The sequence below is a fragment of the Candidatus Methanocrinis alkalitolerans genome, from assembly GCF_029167205.1.
In the GTDB taxonomy this organism is placed as follows: Archaea; Halobacteriota; Methanosarcinia; order Methanotrichales; family Methanotrichaceae; genus Methanocrinis; species Methanocrinis alkalitolerans.
On sequence record NZ_JARFPL010000019.1, the window covers coordinates 20,633 to 40,308 of the forward strand.

The window sequence follows — 19,676 nt, forward strand, 5'->3', positions numbered from 1 at the left end:
CGCCCTTCTCGCCGATGGACGGGGGCGAGGTGGCGGAGATGATGGGGTCTCGTTTCGGGATGCCCCCCGAGGCCTTCGAAGGCGTCAGCTTCTTTCTGAGGGGGCGCAACGTCTGGGCCTTCAGCCTCCCCCAGGTCCCGGACCTGGATTTCGAGGCGGTGGGCCTCCGGTTCCTCTCCGTCCGGGGGCGGGTCCCAAAGCCCACGACCTACGCCCTCCAGCTCTTTGGCCGCTTCGCAACTAAGAACGCCGTCGACCTCTCCGACGGAGAGGCGAGAAGGTTCATAGCCGGGAAGAGGCAGAGCCTTGTGGCGGATCTGGAGGACGGGTACGTGGTGGTATCTCATCGGGGGGATGTCCTGGGATGCGGTCTATATTCTCGAGGCGAGCTGATCAGCCAGCTTCCCAAGGAGCGGAGGATCGAGGGAAAGGAGATCGAGAGCTCTCCGGAGGGCTGCGGCCGATGATCTCGTCTGGGGTGGCGGAGGTTTCCTCTTCCGACGACCGCCTCCTCTCCCCGGGGAGGCCTCTCGATGGACCCGCTCTCCTCGCCCTCTGGAAGGAGCCGGTGAGGCTATTTCGGCTCGCTAACCTCCTTCGGGAAGAGCGGTGCGGCGACGTCGTCACCTACGTCGTCAACAGAAACGTCAACTTCACAAACCGGTGCGTCGGAAGCTGCAGGTTCTGTGCCTTTCGGCGGGACGACGGCTACCTCCTCTCCGAGGAGGAGATCCTGGCCCGGGTGGAGGAGGCGGAGAGATTTTCGGCCACGGAGATCTGCATCCAGGGGGGGCTGGCCCCCGGCCTCGTCCTGGAGGACTACTGCCGGATCCTGGAGGCGGTGAGGGAGAACTATCCCCGGATGCACCTTCACGCCTACTCCCCCATGGAGGTCTTCTACATGTCGGAGAACTCCGGGACGACGGTGGAGGAGTCGGTAAGGGAGCTCCAGGCCTCTGGCCTCGGATCGATGCCGGGAACCGCCGCCGAGATCCTGGTGGACCGGGTGAGGGAGGAGATCTGCCCTTCGAAGCTCTCGACGGCGGAGTGGCGGGACGTGATAGTCACCGCCCATCGGCTGGGGGTCCCCACCACCTCCACCATCCTCTACGGCCACCTGGAGAGGCTGGAGGATCGGATCAGCCACCTCCTCCTCCTCCGGGAGATCCAGGCCGAGACCGGCGGCTTCACCGAGTTCGTCCTCCTCCCCTTCATGCCGGGAAACAACGAATTGGGGCCGTCGTCCCGGAGGATCGACCCCTTCGAGAACCTGAAGATGCACGCCCTGGCGAGGGTCGCCCTCCACCCCCTCATCGGGAACATCCAGGCGAGCTGGGTGAAGCTGGGACGGGAGATGGCGGGGAAGGCGACCTTCTGGGGGGTGAACGACCTGGGGGGGACCCTGATGGAGGAGAATATATCCCGGACCGCGGGGGCGGTGGAGGGGGAGTGGATGACCCCCCGCCAGTTCTGCGACTTGATCGAGAGGAACGGGAGGGTCCCCGTCGAGAGGACCACCCTCTACCGCCGGGTGAGGTGACCTCCTCCAACCCTCTCCCCTCTTTTCCCAGAGCATGTCGTAACTTTGGAAGATCTCCGGTTATCTTTCTCCCACTCCCACAACAAATATCATATAGTACGAGCAGTTCTACTGAAGGGAGTGATCTATTGAACAAACCGTCCTCTTTGGCGCTCGTCTGCACAGTGGTGGTACTATTCGCCCTGGCGGAGACCTCCTGGGCCATCGGCTTTGAGACGGTCACCGTCACCGGGTCGACTACGGTGATGCCCCTGGTGGAGGTCTCCGCCGAGGAGTTCAACATTCTTCATAGCGATATCATGGTGACCGTCAGCGGCGTCGGCGGTTCCGGGGTGGGGATAAAGAACGTGGCCAGCGGCTTCTCCGACATCGGGATGTCCTCCCGGGAGGTGAGGGAAGAGGAGGTCGCCCTCTACGGCGACAACTTCAGGGAATATCTGATAGGCTACGACGCCATATGCATCGCCGTCAGCCGATCGATATACGATGGAGGCGTTACGAACCTGACGAGGGAACAGCTCCGGGGGATATACGACGGGAACGTTACGAACTGGAAGGATCTGGGGGGGCCCGATCTGGAGATCTACGCCGTCGCCCGGATGGTCGGCTCGGGGACCGGCGACCTCTTCAACGAGATGGTGATGGGGAACCTGGCGACGGAGACCCTGGGAGCCGACACATACACCCAGAACAACGCCGAGATGAAGACCGCCATAACCAAGAGCGATAAGGCCATCGGCTACCTCGGCTTCAACTACGTCCAGGACGGCCCCCTCCGGGCGGTCGCCTACGATGGGGTCGTCCCCACCGCCGAGAGCATCAGGAACGGGACCTATCCCCTCACCCGTCCCCTTTACGTCATCACCTGGGACGAGCCCGACGCCGGCGAGAAGGTCTTCATAGACTTCCTCCTGGGGGAAGTCGGCCAGTTTCTGGTGGAGGAGATAGGTTTCCTCCCCGCGGCAGCTCTATCCTCGGGCTAAAAATTGAAGACAAAAATAAGTTGGAGGGAGCGGCGCTTGGGCCATCGGCGTCAAGCGCCTCTCGTTTACCATCGTGATCTTTGATCAACAGGTTCTGCAGTGCTGGGCCTGGGATGTGTCGTTCCAGGCGTCTTCCCAGGCGACGTCCCGACATGTGCAGTCGAAGACCTCCTCCTCGCCCCAGAGCTTGTCGCCATCGTCCATCCCGTCGTAGCCGCCGAAGCAGCAGGAGAGCCAGTCAGCCCTCGGTTTGGAGCCCGTGCAGCTGGTGCTGATCTCCATATCTTTGGTGATCCTGAAGGTCCCGATGTAGTTCTCGTCGATCTCGATGAGGGGTTTCTTCCATCCCTCGCTATCTTTCGTCATGAGCTGACCGATATGCACAGCTCCTTCGATCACTTCCTCCTCGATCTTCATGCTGGTGCTGGTGAGTCCATTTTTGGGACTTGAGCTGTATCCGGAGCTCTTTTCTTCGTTCTTTAGTTCGACTCCTATGTCCTTCTTGAACGCCGAAGCGTACTCGATCTGGTGGAGCATCGAGACACCTAGACTATTAGTACTACTGCAAGCGCTGCCGTCATAGTTCTTGGCCTCGGTCCTCTCCTTCAGCTTGGAATTGTAGACTATAGGGTTCTTCTCGTAATACCCCGTCCCGTAGACCATCGCAATCGGCGAGTAGGTCATCTCGTTCTGCTCGACGAAGGATATATCGCTCATTTCGGGATACTTCGCGGCCAAATACCTGAGGGTATCCCGGTCTTGGGGGTAATACATACCCTTGCTCTGATTCGAGCTCAACAGGATCGCAGCGTCCATATTCCCGCTGCCGTGCATGTAGTTTTTCAGCTGGAGTGTATTGGTGTTCACCTTCTGATACACCATGGCATAACCCTCTCCCTCCACGTCCTGCTCCAGAGTCTGTGTGTTCTTCATGTAGTAACCCGCCGGATTTCCCGCTGCCCATGCCGGGGCTGTGGCCGCCAGCATCACCAGGAGCGCCGCCGTGATCCTCATAATCGTCCCTGTACTTACCGTCTTCATCCCTCCTCCGATTCTTTCTGCTATAATTTGGGGCATACATGGCATTTTTTGCTATATATGTTTTTCTAAGTCTGATTTATCCTTAAAATTAGGAAATTGTTCATATCTTCTCTTAAATCAGTTACAATTAACTCGAAAAAAGTCCCTCAGAGGCCGGCGCCCCGATCCCATCCCAGAGGACGAGGGCTCAGGATCCGGTCTTGCAGGATCGAGACGCATTGACCAGATGCCATCGGGCGGAAAAGGTCGGAAGGCTCGGAGATCCCACCGCTTAATCAATTAATCTTTACTTATAGCAAACATTTTTGGTACAAATATTTTGTTCTTATTTAAGTTTACTTGTTCTTTGGGTGTGGGTGGGGGGTGGGGGTGGGGTCGGCGAGCCGCCATGCGGAGATCCGAAGACGGGGGGTATCCCGACCGGCGGCACCGAATCCAGGAGCTGCGTTTTTGAGACGACTCGGGGAAGGTGCCAGTCTTCCGTCATTTTCTATGGAAAGAGATTTATTCAAGCTAAGCTCTGATAATTCTGATAAAGGGAGATGAGTTCGATATGTATAGAGAGTTATTTCGCATCATGATCGTCCTTTCGGTCTTTGCCGCCTCATCGATGGCGTCGGCAGAAGGGGACGATCTCCCCGAGACGGATCTGTTGGAAGGCGTTGAAGGGGATGAGAACGATATCTCATCCCTCGTAGATGAAGCTTCTTCGGTGGATGGCGCCAACGCGACCGTCAGCATCGAGGATGATGCTGCCGAAATGGAGTCTGACGAGATAGAAGAGGCGGGCGCTTTAGCCATCCAGAACGGCGAAGGCGAGACGGCTCCCGAAGAGCTTTCCCCTGAGGCCGAACCCCTGCCCCTGGCTTCCCCGGTCGGGGGGGCTGACGTCGGGGCGCCCTCCTCCTTCTCGACCTCCATGAAGGTCCTTGCCGCCACCGCCGACCTCTACGTCGACCTGACGGCAGGGAAGGCCTACAACGACGATCGGCTGGTATCGATGTACCTTGTGGGCGGCGATGGACTGGAAGAGGAATTCCCCGGGATGGTGATGATCCAGTTCGATCTATCTGGCCTTGAGGTCGGGGCCGACGACGTCGCCGTCCTCGTCCTCAAGGCGGAGTCGGTGGAGAAGATCGGCGACGAGATGGCCGGGATATTCATGGCGCCGGTCACCTCCGAATGGTCCGAGAGCTCCAGCCCTACGGCCCTGGCGTTGAACATCCTCGCCACCTTCTTCTTGATCACCGGCGGCGAGGACGTCGACCTCGCTCAGGTGGGGATGAACTTCGGCAGCGATGAGGTATTCACCTTCGACGTCTCCGAGCAGCTCAAGGGGGCTGAGGGCGGGAAGATATCCTTCCTCCTCCTGGCCGTCGGCGACACCGACTACAAAGTCACCTTCAAATCCCGGGAGACGGGGGTGGGGCCGAGCCTCATCTTCGGCCCCTATCCCGCCGCTCCTACAGCATGATCTCCGAACGGGCGGAAGCGATCGATCTGGCGTCAACGGGTGGTATAGAGGGGGGCTGAGCAGGTCGTTCTACGTCCCTCTCTTCATCCGGACCGCCAGAGGTCAAAGGCCATTTTTCTCCATCCGCCTAAATCCAATGATTCTGCCCCTTGAATATAATCGATGCCAGCAGCATAACGGCAGGGATGAGCGAACGAGATTTATGGGATAATGCGGTATGTGCTAAGGATGAAAGTTTTGGTATGCGGAAAAGGCGGCAGCGGCAAGAGCACCGTCGCTGCCCTTCTCGCCAAGAGCATGGCCCAGAGAGGATACAACGTTCTGGTGGTCGACAGCGACGAGTCGAACTACGGCCTCCACCGGCAGCTGGGGATGGAGCTTCCTCCCACTCTCATGGACCACTTCGGCGGAAAAAGGGGTGTTAAGGAGAAGATGGGCAGGCGGTCTCCAGGTGGCGAAAGTCCTGGGTTCTTCGATGGGAGATGGACGATGGACGAGATCCCCGCCGGGGCGACGACGGAGAAGGAGGGGATCAGGCTTCTGGCCATCGGGAAGATCCACGACTTCGGGGAGGGGTGCGCCTGCCCCATGGGAGTTTTGGCAAAGAGGTTCCTCGACAACCTTTCGGTCGGCGAGAAGGATATGGTGATCGTCGACACCGAGGCGGGGATCGAGCACTTCGGCAGGGGCGTCGAGGCCGGGTGCGATGCCATCCTCGCCGTCCTGGACCCCTCCTTCGAGTCGATCCTCCTCTCCAAGAAGATCGCCGAGATCTCCGAGAAGATCAATAAGCCCCTCTACTTCGTCCTCAACCGGGTCGACGACGAGAGGAAGGCGGCGATGCTCGAGTCTCTCGACGGAACGAGGGTGGCGGCGGCGATACCCGAGACCAAGGAGATCTTCAGGGCGGGGCTCGCCGGAGAGGAGTTCCAGATGAAGGTGGAGGAGGTGGAGCGGCTCGCGGACCTTCTGGTGGGGTGAGGTATGGGGTTGGAAAGGCCCTCTTCACCCTCTCTCTTCACTTGATCTCTCTCTCTTTTTCTTTCAGGGTCCGTCCCCAAGCCTCGACCTCGCCGCCTTCTTTACGCTCTGATCTGGGTCCCCGGCGAGAGTCTTCACCACCCCTTCCGGAGTCGCCGGGTTCTTCGCCACCGTCTCCCTCACCTTCCAGGCCCAGTCCCGGGATAGGAGATTCAGGGTATCGGGGTCTGCACTGGGGTTTCCGGCGACGGCGACCCGAATCTCCACGTCCCGGTCGGCGGCGAGGCTGGCGAGGGCCTGGGCCGGGGTTTTTGGGTTCTTGGCGACGGCCGCCCGGACGTCCTGAATCCTGTCCGTGGCGAGATCGTCCAGTACCTCGGCGGTGACCGCTGGGTTTTTCGCCGCCGCCGTCCTGACGGTCCAGGAGTGGTCGGTCTTCCTCTTGAAGAGGATCTCTTTTGGTACTTTCGGATTTGAGACGGCGGCGGTCCGGACGCCCTCGTCTCCGTGCTCGGAGAGGTTTTCGATCACCTCCTCTGGGGAGTTCGGGTTTTTGGCCACGGCCTCCTGAGTGATGTAGCGGTTCTTCGAGAGGGAGTAGTCATAGTCCATCATCTCGTCCTCGGCGAGGTTCGATAGGATCTCGGGGGATGCAGCTTGGTTCAATGCGACTGCGGCCCGAACGAAGCCGTCGCCGTCTTCAGAGAGGATATCGAGGATCTCCCGATCGGCCCGAGGGCTCGCCGCCACAGCCTCCCGGACCCACTGGACCTGGTCTTTTGCGAGATTTCGCAAGATCTCGACGGGCGCGCTCGAGTTTAAGGCCACGGCCCTCCGGACGTGCCAGTCCCAGTCCTTCGCGAGCCGTTCCAGCTCCTCCCTCTCAGCGTCCGGATCGGATGCGGCCTTCTCCTTTCCCCAGTCTCTCATCAATAAAACCCTCCCAATCGTATCATCTCCGGAGGCAGACGAATCCGTAGACCTCCTCCAGGATCTTCTCCGGGTCCTTCCTGTCGAAGCGGCCGATCTTCGCCTCGAGGACCGGCAGCTCCAAAGAGGGAACTATCATCTTCAAGAGTGTGGGCTCGCCGCTGACGACGGCCCGGGCGGGGATGGACCGGCGGCCTTTCAGGATCTCAGGGAGCCTCTCGACGACGAGGTCGGCGTGCTGTCGGATGTCCTCCTCCCTAAGCCGCTCAAACCTCTTCTGGGACCAGCCGCCCTTGGTGTGCTTCTCTTTTACGGTGCTCTTGACGATGGCGGTCTCCTGGAATCCCTCTCTTCCCAGGGCGAGACCCAGGAGGGTCTCCCCGGCATGGGCCGCTACCACCAGGACGGGGCAGTCCAGCATCTCTCTCAAGGGTCCGGTCTGAAAGGACCCGGCCCATGCGATCTTGGACTCTTCAATGGGGAACGGGGGGACGAGGGCGACGGTGAAGAGGAGGGGATCGGTGAAGACGGCGACCCCCCGGTCGGAGCCGGCCCTCTTCACCAGATAGCCGACCTCCGGGGGGAGGTCCTCTCCCGCAGATCCGGGGGCCAGGTAGGCGGATAGGAGGTCGTCATAATTCGACCGCTGGCCGTCCAGCCGATCGAGGAGCTGCTCCGTCTCTCTCGGCGAAAGGAAGCTGCTCGACCTATCCTCTCTCCGAGGGAGATCTTCCTTCCCGACCGCCTTCTCGTCCCGCTCCTGGAGAGCGGCGATCCTCTGCTCGGCGGCCTTCAGGGCGAGGCTCGCCTCCTGGGAGGCGGCCGCCAGCTTCCTGATCTTATCCTCCCGCCTCTCGATCTGGAGGGCGAGGGAGCCGTTCTCCTCTTGTAGCTCTCTCACCCGGGACCGCAGCCGCTCTATCTCATCTTCCAGCTTCTTTTTTCCCAGAAGGTCGAACAAACCCTCACCTCTGCAACTCTGATGGAGCTGTTGGCAAAAAGGGTTTTCTGCTGGGGGGGGGCGCCCCTCCGACGGTCGCGGATCGAATGGATCGGGATGAGGAAAAAAGGTGGACGGACCCGCTGGGATTCGAACCCAGGTCAGCGGGTTTCTTCGAGGCTCCTCTCCGAAGCCCGCTAGGATATCCTCTACCCTACGAGCCCACGGGGAGGACTTTACCCCTCCACCGGTATTAACCTTTTCCAGAGGCAGACCCTGCCCCCATCCTTCATACCCCGTACCTCTCCCTGTACCTGCCCCCCGTCCCCCCATTCCAGGCGAACGATCACCACCCTGGTACGAGTTCAAAAATAGCGATCTCAATTTAACATGTAGCGAGCACCGAAGGAGATTATTCAGATCACAAGCCCTTTTGGGATCATTTTTTTGAATAAATGAATGAAATCGTTGGGAAACTATTTCAACCATCGATGAGACCGACGAGAGATAAAGTGGAGCAAGAGTGCAGATGGAGCTATGATGAGGTCCGGACCCGCCCTTACCAATCGGAAGGGTCCGACGAAGGGTCCGGACCGGAGAGGCTGGTGAACCTTCATGGAAGAAACCGATTGCGAAAGGTCCGTCGGCTCGGTCCCGAATGAGATCCTCCGAAAAGAGACGTTGGCCCCCGGATTCACCCTTATGGAGATCAGGGCGCCGGAGATCGCCGAGAAGATCCTGCCGGGGCAGTTCATGATCCTCCGGGTCGACGAGGCCGGAGAGAGGATACCCATGAGCGCCGCCGACTGGGACCGGGAGAAGGGGACGGTGACCCTCGTCTTCCAGGAGCTGGGCCTCTCGACCAAGAAGCTCGGCCTCCTCTCAGCTGGAGATAATATCGCAAACCTCGCCGGACCCCTGGGTCGGCCCGCAGAGGTGGGCAAGTACGGGACGGTCGTCGTCGTCAGCGGCTGCTTCGGCACTGGGCCTGGCCGGGCCCTGGCAGAGGCCCTGAAAGAGGCGGGAAACCGGGTGATATACATCGTCGAGGCCCTCTGGAGCGAGAGCCTCTTCTGGCTCGACAGGCTGGAGGAGGTATCCGACGAGCTGATCGTCGCCTCGGGGGACCGGGCCGCGGGGACCGCCCGGTGGGCGAAAGACCCCCTGAAGGAGGTCCTGGCCTCCGAGGAGGTCGACCGGGTCTACCTCGTCGGCTGCACCTTCATGATGATGTCCTGCTCCCGGGCGGCGGCCCCCTCCGGCGTCGAGACGAGGGTGAGCCTGATGCCGATCATGATCGACGGGACCGGGATGTGCGGAGCCTGCCGGGTCAACGTCGGCGGGCAGACGTTGCTCGCCTGCGTCGAGGGGCCGGATTTCGACGGCCGTCTCGTCGACTGGGACGAGCTGATGGATAGGGCCCGGGGGTACCTGAAGGAGGAGGAGCGGGCCCTCGACCTCTGGGAGATCGACGACTGGCACCAGGTCCGCTACCGCGACCGGACCGCCGAGAGGAAGAGGGGCGGGGCGCGGCGGTGCTGATCGCCTGGGGCGTCGGCTCACCGTTCTACGCCCGAAAATAGGTCCTCCAGAAACCTCCGGCCAGCCACTTCGAGGTGGCCATCCAAGGAGAATGCCAGGCTTCGAACCCTAATTTTGCCGATCATCACGTCCATGTTTAGCGGCTTGGGATAGATCAGCACCGCCTCATCGCAGTCTTTGGTGGTTGCGTATGTCACCACCTGGCTGATGTCGTCGTTTCCCGGATGGTCCGGAGCTTTGTATTTGGTGTCGAGGACGAAGAGCGCCTTCTGCGATCCTCTTTCATAGACCACAAGATCGATGTTGAACCTGATCCTCCCCCCTGGGCCGATGACGACTTCATCATGGGGTTCGACAACAAAATCCGGCGGAGTGTTCGCTTTCAGCCATTCGGCGACGAAGAGCTCGTAAAGCTTTGCCATCTCCACCAGGAAGGGGATCATCGTACGGCCTCCGACCCGGTGAGACGGTCCGCTCTGCTCCAAAAAGAAGCGGCATAGGGCGTGCATCGGCTGATAGTCCTCGTTCAGGCGGCTGTAAAGCCGACTCACGCAATCTTGGGGGTCGCAGGGAACCGGGGTCGTCAGCCCCCGAAGAGACTGATAGGCCCTCCGGACCTGGGGGAGGGATCGCTCGGTGCACGCACCGCTTTTTAGAATCCGCTGGAGGGTCCAGACGAGGATCTGGTTATCCTCGACGTCGGAGGTGTGCTCCTCGTAGGAGCATTCTGGCAAGACGTCCCAGGGTTTTTGGCAGCTTCTTCTGACGTCGAAGCGGCCGCGGACGTAGGGGATTTTGTCTCTGCGGGGCTGATAAGATCGAAAGAAGCCCTTCCGCCCCCGGTCGAGGACCCGCAGGGCGAGGAAATTGGCCAAGGTCTCGTAGAAATCCTTCAGAGAATCGCAGTCCGTTAGGCCATCGAGAAACTTGAAGCTTTTGAGCCGGTAGGCGTACTCCAGCATCCCGAATAGATTCTTTATATCCACCTTCGGCAATAGGGCGATCTCAAGCTCAGGCGTCAGGGGTATGTGACCCGCCCAGCCGTTGGCTGTCAGATCCCACTCTCTCCCGTTCTTGAAGGACGGCTCATCTATCGATATCTGTTTGCCGTAGCTCTGCCAGATCTTCAAGCCGAGTTCTTCGGAGATCTCTGTCTTGGGAAATCTCCGGGTCTCGTACTCTTTCAGCTCGATCCGCTGAAGCTCGTTTGATCTCATGGGGCGATCTCTCTGTCCACCTTATCCCACCGGAACTCTTCGGCCTTATCGGACCTGTCGAAGAAGTACTCGTCGAGGTAGGGCTCGATCTCCATCTTCCAGATGTCTTCGATCTCCTCGTCGAGGTCGTCCTGGAGGAAGAAGGATATCCCGACTTCATAGTGGGGGTCATTGATCTGGGCGTTCAATCGGCGCAGGACCCCGATCAGCCCCTCTACGGGAAAGCCCGTATTCCGACTTTGGTGATACTTGAGCAGAACCTTGTGATTTGGCTGGAGGCGCAGGAATGCGAAGCGCCGCCGGAGGGCGTGATCCACCAGGGCTATCGATCGGTCGGCGGTGTTCATCGTCCCGATGATGAGGACGTTCTCGGGAATCCCTAGCCTTCTGCCTCCGGCGAGGGGGATCGAACGGCTCCGGTATTCGAGGAGGTACATCAATTCCCCGAAGACCTGGGAGAGGTTCGCCCTGTTGATCTCGTCGATGATAAGAACGCAGGTCCCACGCCGAGATTCGGCCCGCTCGCAGAACTCCAGGAACCGCCCTGGAACGATGGGGTAACTCAGGCCGCCGTCGTCGTCCGACTGGGGCCTTATCCCCTGTATGAAGTCCTCGTAGGCGTAGGCGGGATGGAACTGGACGAGGTCGGTGAAGCCGTCTTCTCCGCCGATGAGGTATCTTGCGAGATGCTCGGCGACGTAAGTTTTTCCCGTCCCCGGCGGACCGTAGAGGACGGCCTGGCCCTTCCTTCTTATGGCGCGGACCCAGCGGTCTAAGGTTTCGAGGTCGAAGCCGGTATCTTCGGCGAGTTGGTGTAAGGAGTACACTTCAGGAGGCTTTCTATTAATCAAAGCGTTAAGAGCTTCTGCTTCTTCATTCGTTACCATGAAGTTCGTCCCTTGAGGTCGCCTTATTATCTGCATTGATCCTAGTGTAGGATGATCGATAAGGTCATCCCGCCTAATCCTTTCAGGCAGTATATGGTCTATGCGAAGATCGACCCACTGCTGTTTTCCCTCCTCCTTCTTTTTATCGCTGATGAATTCTTCATCCACCTCCGACATGTAATATGGATCAGATATCACCGTCGCAACTGCAAGAATGCCGGCATCTTTCCCCGATGTCCAGAGATAAGCTACATCACCGGTTTGGATTTGATTTGCGTATTGATTAACTGTCCAGTTAAAATTATCTAGATCTTCTTCTTTTATCCCTTCAAGGTTCTTCTCCAGATCATAATACTTAGGATTAGACTGAAAGATCCAATAGGATCTGCTCAATTGCTGAATTTGAGGACTAAATGTGCTGTTTAGAATTCTCTCAAACTTTTCACGGTCGAGTTCGATCAGAGTTCTGCGCCAACCCGATTCTTTAACCAGCCGTGGCTTAAGATCATCCCATTTTACCGGCAGTCTGTGCCCAAAGTCCTCGTCATTAACGAAATAGTACGGTCCTACGACGGTACCTATGCCCAACACCGTAGTGGTTCCGCGATTGGCGACAATTCGATCGCCTTTTTTGATATTATGTGCGAATTTCCACAGCTGTTCAAGTCCTACCTTACCCCAGCCTTCATATTGAGAATCGAGTTTGCTTCGTTTAGACTCAAACTCGGTTTTGCTCAGTCGCGAGACGTCACCGATTTCGTCCCATCCCACAGCGATAAAACCGTTTTCTCGACAATCTTTCCACTGCCAAGCATCTTCGCCAGGTGCTATCTTCCAGTAGCGTATGACACTATTTTCACCGGTAGTATTCAGCTCGCTCATTCAAACAACGCCCGGATCTCTCTGGCCCTGTGGGTAAAAAAAAGTTTCTCATCTGTAGAAAGACAAAATGGAACCATACTCTCTAACTACAGAAGATCACGTCATTCACGGCATCTCCGTCGCCCCTCCCCCTCCTTCTGCTAGTTATTTAAATCATAAGAAGCCAATAAAGGCCGGGGTCGTATCTCAGACGGTCGCCATCCCTCTTCCTGGAGGGGCGGCGTCGTCGATGTTTAGAAATAAACCGTCATCTTTCTGGATAGGGGGCGCATCCCATCCTGGGGTTATAGTCAGATCAGGAGACTGCTCATATGGGTATCGATGAAAAGAACGGCTGGTATGCTCTCGGCATAGAAGAGGTCTTCGAGCGGCTGGGATCGAGGGAGAAGGGCCTCACCTCGGAGGAGGCGACGAGGAGGCTCCAAGATCACGGCCCCAACGAGCTGGAAGAGGGGAAGGGGGCGACCTGGCTTGAGATCCTCATCTCCCAGATCAAAAACCCCATCATCATCGTCCTGGCGGTGGCGGTGGTCATATCCCTCCTCGCCGGGAAGCGGATAGACGCCGCCGTCATCTTCGCCGTCATCGTCCTCAACACCGCCCTGGGCTTCCTCAAGGAGTTCAAGGCCGAAGAGGCGATATCCGCCCTCATGTCCCACGCCGCCCCCGAGGCCGACGTCCTGCGGATCTACGGCGAGGGCGGGGAGGGAGCCGGGGAAGGGTACGGTGGGGAGAGCAGAAAGGTCAGGATCAAGGCGAGGGAGATCGTCATCGGCGACGTCATCCTGGTGGAGGCGGGCTCCAAGGTCCCCGCCGACGCGCGGATCGTCGAGGCAGCAAACCTCGAGATCGACGAGTCGATGCTCACCGGCGAGTCGGTCCCCGCCAAGAAGTGCGTCGACTCCGAGATATGTCTGAATCCCCCGGCGGAGGCGAAGCTATCCGAGGTCGAGATCGATAACATCATCTTCGCGGGGACGATCGTCACCCGGGGGAGGGCGAAGGCGGTCGTATTCGCGACGGGGATGGCGACGGATATGGGAAAGATCGCCGATATGCTCACCAAGACCAAGAAATCGGCGACCCCCTTGAAGAAGCGGACATTGGACCTGGGCAGAAAGATAATGGTTCTCGCCATCCTCGCCGGCGGCCTCACCTTCTCCATAACCTATTACCGGGGCTTTGAGCTGATCGACGCCTTCCTCTTCACCCTCGCCATGACCGTCTCGGCGATCCCTGCGGCCCTTCCCGCCGCCATTACGGTGGCCCTGGCGGTGGGGGTGAGCAGGATGGCGAAGCGCCACGCCATAATGAGGAAGCTCGACGCCGTCGAGACCCTCGGCTCCGTCACCGCCATCTGTACCGACAAGACGGGAACCCTCACCACCAACCAGATGACCGTCCAGAGGATCTTCCTTTCGGACCGGACCGTATCGGTGACGGGGGTGGGGTTCAAGCCCGAGGGGAGCTTCGAGGTCGACGGCTCGGAGGTGGACCCCAAAGAGGACGGGGGTCTAGCGACGTTCCTTCGGATCGCAGCCCTCTGCAACGACTCAAGCCTCAGGTCCAGGGAGGACGAAGACGGCGAGCGTTGGGAGATCCAGGGGGACCCGACGGAGGGCGCCCTCGTCGTCGCCGCCGCCAAGGCGGGCCTCCCCAAAGAGGATCTGGAGGACGCCTCCCCGAGGATCGACGAGATCCCCTTCGATCCGGACAAACGGTACATGGCGACGTTCCATGAGAGCGAGGGCGGCGTTGAGGTCTGCCTGAAGGGAGCGCCGGAGACGGTCCTGGGGATCTGTTCAGCGATCCTCGTCGATGGCGAGGAGCGAGATCTGGGGGAGGCGGATAAGGAGAAGATCCTGGATATGAGCTCCCAGATGGCTGCCGACGCCTTGAGGGTCCTGGGTTTCGCCTCCAAGACCATCGGCAAGGAGGAGGTCGCCGGGTTCAAGGAGGCCGGACCCTCCGGCCTGACCTTCTCGGGGCTCTCAGGGATGATGGACCCCCCCAGGCCCGAGGCAATCGAGGCGATCGCCGTCGCCAAGAAGGCGGGGATCAAGATCGTCATGGCCACCGGCGACCACAAGATAACCGCGGAGGCGATCGCCCGGGATATGGGGATCGCCGAGGGCGATTCGAAGGCGTATACAGGCTCCGACCTCGACGGGATGGATGATTCCGAGCTGGACGCGGTGATGGAAGACGCCGCAGTCTTCGCTCGGGTCTCCCCCGAGCACAAGCACAGGATCGTCGAGTCTCTGAGGCGTAAAGGGCACATCGTCGCCATGACCGGCGATGGGGTCAACGACGCTCCGGCTCTGAAGGTCGCCGAGATCGGCATCGCCATGGGGATCACCGGGACGGACGTCACCAAGGAGACTGCCGACATGATCCTCACCGACGACAACTTCCAGAGCATCGTCAACGCCGTCGAAGAGGGGCGGGTGATATTCCAGAACATAAGGAAAGTCGTCCGGTATCTGATCAACACCAGCGCCGGTGAGGTCCTCGCCATAACGGCCTCGCTCCTCTTCCTCGCTTTGAACGTCCTCATATTCACCCCTGTGCAGATCCTCTGGGTGAACCTGGTGACAGACGGAATCCTCGTCGTAAACCTGGCGATGGAGCCGAAGGAGAGGGATGTTATGGACCAGCCCCCGAGGGACCCAGCGGAGAATATCATCAATCGAGATATCGTCCTGAATACGCTCTTCATCGCCTTCATCATGGCGGTGGGGACCCTCTACGTATTCACCCAGGAGTGGAACAACGGCGACCTGATCCGGGCCCAGACGATGGGATTCATCACCATGGCGATGTTCCAGGTCTTCAACGCCCTCAACTGCAGGTCCAAGACCCAGTCTATATTCAGCCTGGGGCTCTTCAGCAACAGAAACCTGGTAATAGCGATCGTCGCCTCCGTGGTACTCCAGGTCCTGGCAACGGAGCTCTCGTTCTTCAACACGGCTCTTGGATCCGTATCCCTCTCGGCAGCGGACTGGATCACCATGATGGCCGTCGCCAGCACCGTCCTCATCGGAGAGGAGATCAGAAAGATGGTGATGAGGAGAAGGGCGGGAGGTTCGTTTTAGAGGATCTCTCGCAGGATCCGGAAGGGGGGGGCGGAAGGTGGCTAGGGGCCTGGAATTACCAAAAATTTTTTTATCGGATTCGGGCGGCATTTGGGGGTCAGATATTTATCCCCTTCCGGCCAAACCCCCATCAACATGGAGGGAGTTTGACGGAAGACGAGATCTTCAAGGACCTGGGGGTCGTCCCCTTTCGGAGGCTGAACAGGAGCGGGAGGCCCGCGCCGCACCTGTCCCTCAGGTTCGACTCCCACCTATTCTCCATCGACACCAGCCGCTCGCCCAAAAGCTCCGTCCAGCCCGACGCCTACCTCATAACCCACGCCCACAGCGACCATTACGGAAAATCTGCCATGATATCTCCGGACTCCCTGGCCTCGCGGGAGACTGCCCGGGCCCTGGAGATCAGGCACGAGCGGAATTACGAGGGGCGGACCTTCCCGGTTGGTGGGTCCATCGTCGTCGACGAGCTGGAGTTGAAGACCTACTCCACGGGCCACACCATAGGCTCCGTCGCCTTCGGCTGGGAGACGGAGGTGGGAACTCGGGTTCTGGTCACCGGGGACGTCAAAAACTACGAGAACCTCCCCAAATGCGACCTGCTGGTGACGGAGGCGAACTACGGCGACCCCTGGGACCCTTCATGCAGGTTCGAGGACGACATCGTCGGCTTCGGCGACGCCGTCGAGAGCGGCGCCACCTTCGGAGCCTACGCCTTCGGCAAGGCCCAGAGGGCCATATCCCTAATCCGCGCCCTCGGCTGCAAAGATCCGGTGGGCATGGACGATAAGAGCCTTGCCCTCACCAGGGAGCTATTGCCCGACTTCGGCCCCCTCTCGCCGATGGAGGAGAACGGGACCGACCTTAACGTCGTCACCCCCTGGGAGCTCTCCAGGGTGAAGTCGGACCGAAAGTACGTCCTCACCGGCAGGAGCGACCTCCCCTTCACTCAGATCAGGCTCAGTGACCACCTGGACTTCAAGGGTCTGATGAGGATGGTGGAGAAGATCTCCCCCGAGGCTGCCCTGATATACCATCCCGAGGGGAGGAGGGCGAATATGATGGCCCACCACCTCCGGGAGCTGGGGATGGCCTCCATATCCGTCAGCGAGGTCCACGACTCTTTTTAGGCCCGCAGATTCGGGGCCGCAGATCAGAGGTAGTAGGCGAGGAGCGGCACCATCAGGACCCCCATGGCGTGGGTCTTTCTTATCCCGGCGAAGGGGGCCACAAGCCCCACCACCGCGGAGACGAAATAGAGGAAGAGGCCGAAGGGGCCTGCAAAGCAGAAGGTAATCCCCGTCAGAAAGGCCAGGACCGAGATGCAGATCATCCTGTAGTTGAGCCTTCTCACCATCCTCGCCGCCGCCCTTCCGGCGGAGTGGGTTGCGAAGTAGGAGAGGATCGAGACGAAGAGGACTATGGTCACCATCACCAGGAGGATGCGGCCGTCCATCTCCACCAGTTCCTCTACGGCGACGGCGGCCCCGCTCCTGGCCCTTCCGACGACGAGGAGCGCCACCAGGGTGAAGAGGGCGTTGGCGGTGTTCACCCCGGATACGGATACCAGAAACTCCCGGTCCGACCCCTGGGACCCGAGCCTGGTGACGACGGTGGCCACCGCCGGAGTCACCCCCGGGACCCAGGCCACCACCGACCCCGCCAGCCCTCCGAGGAAGGCCGACCTTCCGATCGTCCGGGCTGGAAGGTCGAAGCCCGTCTCCCTCTGGGCCGGGATCTCGGATTTTGAGGCCAGGCTCAATAGAAGGATCGAGGCGCCGAAGAGGCCGCCGAGGAGGGGGAGGAGGACCTCGGGGCGGAAGCCCAATGGCGAGCGGGCGAGGTCCTGGTGGCCGAAGGCGAATAGGCCTAGGTAGCCGCTCGTCAAAAAGAGGGCGAGGGCGAAGATCTTGTACTTCAGGTGTACGAGAGAACCCTGTCCTTCCACCACCCTACCCCTCTCCGTCAGGATCATGAGGGCTGCTATCGCCAGGAGGACGATGGCAACGTGGTCCATGAAGGTCTCGTAGAAGGTTCCGAAGAGGAGGGAGAGGGGAACTATAAGCGCCAGGGCCACCAGGATTGAGGAGGCGCTCCCCAGGGCCGAGAGGCGGACTGCCTCTATCCCCCTCCCGTCGAGCATCATCTGGTGGCCGGGAAGGACTGCGAGGGCCGTATCGGCGTCTGGAGCTCCTATGAATATCGAGGGGATTATGTCGAGGAAGGTGTGGGCTACGCTAGCCGCCAGGATCGCCGCCGCGAGGTCGAAGGGATGAAAACCCATCTCGAGGAAGGCGGGGGATAGGGCGAGCATCAGGGCTGCAAAATTGTTGGTGTGAAGCCCCGGTGTCAGGCCGCTGCATACCCCGAGGAGGAAGCCCAAAGCCACCGATAATGCCAGGATTATGTCAGCCATTTTATGTAGAAGTTAACGCTCGATATAGATAAAATAATTTCGGTACTCTGCCCGGTCGGCTTCTGTCCGGAGGTGCGGCGGGTTTTGGGGGTGAAAACCCTTAAATACTGTTAATCAGGTGGTTGTAGCGATCCGCAGAGGGAGCGAGCTCTCGTCCCCTCTCTGGCGCATGGACTTGATCGTCCGAACGCGGGCTTAGCGCGTGAGTCGGCCTCCCGAAAGGAGGCTATTTGCGGAGGATTAGGATGAAGATGATAAAGAAGACAAACCCGAGATTGGTCGCCCTCATCGGCCATCTCAAGGCCGCCACCCGGGAGAGCGGGACGCCGATCTGGCGCGACGTCGCCACGAGGCTCGAGAAGCCCAGGCGGAATTACGCCGCCGTAAATGTCAGCAAGATCAACAGGCACACCGTCCCCGATGACCTGGTTCTCGTCCCGGGGAATGTGCTGGGGTCGGGAGATATCGATCACAAGGTGACAGTTGCAGCCCTCCATTTCAGTGGGCAGGCAGCATCGAAGATAAAGTCGGCCGGTGGCGAATGTCTCAAGATAGAAGAGCTGGCCGAAAAGAATCCAAAGGGTTCCGGCATAATTATTTTAAGGTGATCTGATGATTATCGACGCATCTGGGATGATCCTGGGACGTCTGGCAAGCCTCGCCGCCACCAAGCTCCTCGCCGGAGAGGAGATCGCCATAGTCAACGCCGAGAAGGCCATAATCTCAGGTCGAAGGGAGAGCGTTTATCGGGAGTACGAAGAGATGAAGGGCAAGGGCTCCACAGAGAAAGGACCTCACTACCCCAAGCGGCCCGAGAGGATCATGAAGAGGACGGTCCGCGGGATGCTCCCCCACAAGACGAAGCGCGGTCGCGAAGCGATGTCCAGGCTGAAGATATACGTGGGCGTTCCCTCGGAGTTCGAGGGGATGAAGATCGAGCGGCCCGAGGCTGCAAAGATGACGCGGCTGGGCACCGCCAAATACGTGGAACTCGGCGACGTGAGCCGAAAGTTCGGGTCCAAATTCTGAGAGGATCAGCATGAAGATAACCAACACGTCGGGTAAAACCAGGACGGCGATCGCCAGGGCCACATTGACGGAAGGGAAGGGCAGGATCAGAATCAACAGCAAACCTCTGGAGATCTATGAGCCCGAGCTCGTCAGACAGAAGATCGCAGAGCCGGTGATGATCGCCCTGGACAAGGTCTCAGGGATCGACATTGACGTCAAAGTACGCGGCGGCGGGTTCATGGGTCAAGCTGCCGCTGTACGGACCGCCATCGCTCGTGGGATAGTGGAATGGACCGGGGACACCGCCCTCAAAGAGGCTTATATGGAGTACGACAGGTCTCTTCTGGTCAACGACCACCGGCAGAAAGAGCGCAAGAAGGTCGGCGGCCCCGGTGCAAGAGCCAAATATCAGAAGTCTTACAGGTGAAGAAGCTTGATTCCTGTCCGATGTTTCACGTGCGGAAACGTCATTTCTGATGTATGGGAGGAGTACAAGGAGCGGATCAACTCTGAGCCACCGGGCAAGGTGATGGACGATCTCGGCATCGAAAGTTACTGCTGTCGTCGTATGCTCCTGACCCACGTGGAGATCGTTGACGTGCTTCGGCGGTACCAGTAAAAAGGTGTGGGGTTGTGGGGTAGCCTGGTCCATCCCTCGGCGTTCGGGACGCCGTAACCTGAGTTCGAATCTCAGCAACCCCACCATCAACCTTTCTTTTGAGGTGGCCACTTGACGGATT

The 19,676-nt window shown here is 59.4% G+C and carries 18 protein-coding genes and 2 tRNA genes; 13 read left to right on the forward strand and 7 right to left on the reverse strand.

The window, feature by feature from the left end; all coding sequences use genetic code 11:
- Window positions 1–14: 14 nt before the first annotated feature.
- The 3 genes from P0O24_RS07260 (at window position 15) to P0O24_RS07270 (ending at window position 2,523) form a co-directional block, all read left to right on the forward strand.
- Window positions 15–467 (forward strand): methyltransferase RsmF C-terminal domain-like protein, encoded by a 453-nt coding sequence (locus tag P0O24_RS07260; RefSeq protein WP_316969082.1) that lies wholly within the window; start codon window positions 15–17, stop codon window positions 465–467.
- Window positions 464–1,540 (forward strand): 5-amino-6-(D-ribitylamino)uracil--L-tyrosine 4-hydroxyphenyl transferase CofH, encoded by a 1,077-nt coding sequence (cofH, locus tag P0O24_RS07265; protein WP_316969083.1) that lies wholly within the window; start codon window positions 464–466, stop codon window positions 1,538–1,540. Before P0O24_RS07260 ends, cofH begins: the two co-directional genes overlap by 4 nt.
- 128 nt (window positions 1,541–1,668) lie before the next feature.
- Entirely contained in the window at window positions 1,669–2,523 is an 855-nt protein-coding gene (locus tag P0O24_RS07270) for a phosphate ABC transporter substrate-binding protein (RefSeq protein WP_316969084.1), read from the forward strand.
- A gap of 84 nt (window positions 2,524–2,607) precedes the next feature.
- Here P0O24_RS07270 and P0O24_RS07275 read toward each other — a convergent pair whose 3' ends face one another.
- Window positions 2,608–3,564, reverse strand: a complete 957-nt coding sequence (locus P0O24_RS07275; protein WP_316969085.1) for a hypothetical protein — start codon at window positions 3,562–3,564, stop codon at window positions 2,608–2,610.
- Between the two features lie 553 nt (window positions 3,565–4,117).
- On the opposite strand from P0O24_RS07275, the gene P0O24_RS07280 reads away from it, so the two are divergent.
- Together P0O24_RS07280 and P0O24_RS07285 are read left to right on the forward strand one after the other, a co-directional pair.
- Window positions 4,118–5,038, forward strand: coding sequence for a hypothetical protein (locus P0O24_RS07280; protein ID WP_316969086.1), 921 nt, complete (start codon window positions 4,118–4,120; stop codon window positions 5,036–5,038).
- A 228-nt stretch (window positions 5,039–5,266) separates the two neighbouring features.
- A complete protein-coding gene (locus P0O24_RS07285) occupies window positions 5,267–6,019 on the forward strand; it encodes an ATP-binding protein (RefSeq protein ID WP_316969087.1) in 753 nt (250 codons plus the stop codon).
- Window positions 6,020–6,082: 63 nt separating this feature from the next.
- Here P0O24_RS07285 and P0O24_RS07290 read toward each other — a convergent pair whose 3' ends face one another.
- From P0O24_RS07290 to P0O24_RS07300, 3 genes are all read right to left on the reverse strand, one after another.
- Window positions 6,083–6,949, reverse strand: a complete 867-nt coding sequence (locus P0O24_RS07290; RefSeq protein ID WP_316969088.1) for a HEAT repeat domain-containing protein — start codon at window positions 6,947–6,949, stop codon at window positions 6,083–6,085.
- Window positions 6,950–6,971: 22 nt separating this feature from the next.
- Window positions 6,972–7,910, reverse strand: a complete 939-nt coding sequence (locus tag P0O24_RS07295) for a Vms1/Ankzf1 family peptidyl-tRNA hydrolase (RefSeq protein WP_316969089.1) — start codon at window positions 7,908–7,910, stop codon at window positions 6,972–6,974.
- Window positions 7,911–8,024: 114 nt separating this feature from the next.
- Window positions 8,025–8,113, reverse strand: a tRNA-Arg gene (locus tag P0O24_RS07300).
- Window positions 8,114–8,504: 391 nt separating this feature from the next.
- On the opposite strand from P0O24_RS07300, the gene P0O24_RS07305 reads away from it, so the two are divergent.
- Complete coding sequence (locus tag P0O24_RS07305) at window positions 8,505–9,431, forward strand: sulfide/dihydroorotate dehydrogenase-like FAD/NAD-binding protein (protein ID WP_316969090.1); 927 nt, start codon at window positions 8,505–8,507, stop codon at window positions 9,429–9,431.
- A gap of 17 nt (window positions 9,432–9,448) precedes the next feature.
- Here the strand turns inward: P0O24_RS07305 and P0O24_RS07310 are convergent, their stop codons facing one another.
- Window positions 9,449–10,648 carry an McrC family protein gene (locus P0O24_RS07310; RefSeq protein WP_316969091.1) on the reverse strand — a complete coding sequence of 400 codons (1,200 nt, stop codon included), beginning with the start codon at window positions 10,646–10,648 and terminating at the stop codon, window positions 9,449–9,451.
- On the reverse strand, window positions 10,645–12,417 hold the full coding sequence (locus P0O24_RS07315; RefSeq protein WP_316969092.1) for an AAA family ATPase: 1,773 nt from the start codon (window positions 12,415–12,417) through the stop codon (window positions 10,645–10,647). The genes P0O24_RS07310 and P0O24_RS07315 overlap by 4 nt, the downstream gene beginning before the upstream one ends.
- A 311-nt stretch (window positions 12,418–12,728) precedes the next feature.
- On the opposite strand from P0O24_RS07315, the gene P0O24_RS07320 reads away from it, so the two are divergent.
- Both P0O24_RS07320 and P0O24_RS07325 read left to right on the forward strand, forming a co-directional pair.
- Window positions 12,729–15,512, forward strand: coding sequence for a cation-translocating P-type ATPase (locus tag P0O24_RS07320; protein WP_316969093.1), 2,784 nt, complete (start codon window positions 12,729–12,731; stop codon window positions 15,510–15,512).
- 146 nt (window positions 15,513–15,658) lie between these two features.
- Complete coding sequence (locus tag P0O24_RS07325; protein ID WP_316969094.1) at window positions 15,659–16,639, forward strand: MBL fold metallo-hydrolase; 981 nt, start codon at window positions 15,659–15,661, stop codon at window positions 16,637–16,639.
- A gap of 23 nt (window positions 16,640–16,662) precedes the next feature.
- Here P0O24_RS07325 and P0O24_RS07330 read toward each other — a convergent pair whose 3' ends face one another.
- Window positions 16,663–17,925, reverse strand: a complete 1,263-nt coding sequence (locus P0O24_RS07330) for a tripartite tricarboxylate transporter permease (RefSeq protein WP_316969095.1) — start codon at window positions 17,923–17,925, stop codon at window positions 16,663–16,665.
- A 245-nt stretch (window positions 17,926–18,170) separates the two neighbouring features.
- Here P0O24_RS07330 and P0O24_RS07335 point away from each other — a divergent pair, with 245 nt between their 5' ends.
- From P0O24_RS07335 to P0O24_RS07355, 5 genes are all read left to right on the forward strand, one after another.
- Window positions 18,171–18,533 carry a 50S ribosomal protein L18e gene (locus P0O24_RS07335; RefSeq protein WP_316969096.1) on the forward strand — a complete coding sequence of 121 codons (363 nt, stop codon included), beginning with the start codon at window positions 18,171–18,173 and terminating at the stop codon, window positions 18,531–18,533.
- Window position 18,534: 1 nt separating this feature from the next.
- Window positions 18,535–18,954 carry a 50S ribosomal protein L13 gene (locus tag P0O24_RS07340; protein WP_394356742.1) on the forward strand — a complete coding sequence of 140 codons (420 nt, stop codon included), beginning with the start codon at window positions 18,535–18,537 and terminating at the stop codon, window positions 18,952–18,954.
- Window positions 18,955–18,964: 10 nt separating this feature from the next.
- Window positions 18,965–19,363 carry a 30S ribosomal protein S9 gene (locus P0O24_RS07345; RefSeq protein ID WP_316969098.1) on the forward strand — a complete coding sequence of 133 codons (399 nt, stop codon included), beginning with the start codon at window positions 18,965–18,967 and terminating at the stop codon, window positions 19,361–19,363.
- A 6-nt stretch (window positions 19,364–19,369) separates the two neighbouring features.
- Entirely contained in the window at window positions 19,370–19,555 is a 186-nt protein-coding gene (locus tag P0O24_RS07350; protein WP_316969099.1) for a DNA-directed RNA polymerase subunit N, read from the forward strand.
- An 8-nt stretch (window positions 19,556–19,563) separates the two neighbouring features.
- Window positions 19,564–19,641, forward strand: a tRNA-Pro gene (locus P0O24_RS07355).
- Window positions 19,642–19,676: the final 35 nt, after the last annotated feature.

Bases quoted from the DNA above. Each gene is read 5' to 3' on its own strand.
- P0O24_RS07260 (WP_316969082.1), top strand. From the start codon at position 15: ATGGACGGGGGCGAGGTGGCGGAGATGATGGGGTCTCGTTTCGGGATG.
- cofH (WP_316969083.1), top strand. From the start codon at position 464: ATGATCTCGTCTGGGGTGGCGGAGGTTTCCTCTTCCGACGACCGCCTC.
- P0O24_RS07275 (WP_316969085.1), bottom strand. From the start codon at position 3,564: ATGAAGACGGTAAGTACAGGGACGATTATGAGGATCACGGCGGCGCTC.
- P0O24_RS07280 (WP_316969086.1), top strand. From the start codon at position 4,118: ATGTATAGAGAGTTATTTCGCATCATGATCGTCCTTTCGGTCTTTGCC.
- P0O24_RS07285 (WP_316969087.1), top strand. From the start codon at position 5,267: ATGAAAGTTTTGGTATGCGGAAAAGGCGGCAGCGGCAAGAGCACCGTC.
- P0O24_RS07290 (WP_316969088.1), bottom strand. From the start codon at position 6,949: ATGAGAGACTGGGGAAAGGAGAAGGCCGCATCCGATCCGGACGCTGAG.
- P0O24_RS07305 (WP_316969090.1), top strand. From the start codon at position 8,505: ATGGAAGAAACCGATTGCGAAAGGTCCGTCGGCTCGGTCCCGAATGAG.
- P0O24_RS07310 (WP_316969091.1), bottom strand. From the start codon at position 10,648: ATGAGATCAAACGAGCTTCAGCGGATCGAGCTGAAAGAGTACGAGACC.
- P0O24_RS07315 (WP_316969092.1), bottom strand. From the start codon at position 12,417: ATGAGCGAGCTGAATACTACCGGTGAAAATAGTGTCATACGCTACTGG.
- P0O24_RS07320 (WP_316969093.1), top strand. From the start codon at position 12,729: ATGGGTATCGATGAAAAGAACGGCTGGTATGCTCTCGGCATAGAAGAG.
- P0O24_RS07330 (WP_316969095.1), bottom strand. From the start codon at position 17,925: ATGGCTGACATAATCCTGGCATTATCGGTGGCTTTGGGCTTCCTCCTC.
- P0O24_RS07335 (WP_316969096.1), top strand. From the start codon at position 18,171: ATGAAGATGATAAAGAAGACAAACCCGAGATTGGTCGCCCTCATCGGC.
- P0O24_RS07345 (WP_316969098.1), top strand. From the start codon at position 18,965: ATGAAGATAACCAACACGTCGGGTAAAACCAGGACGGCGATCGCCAGG.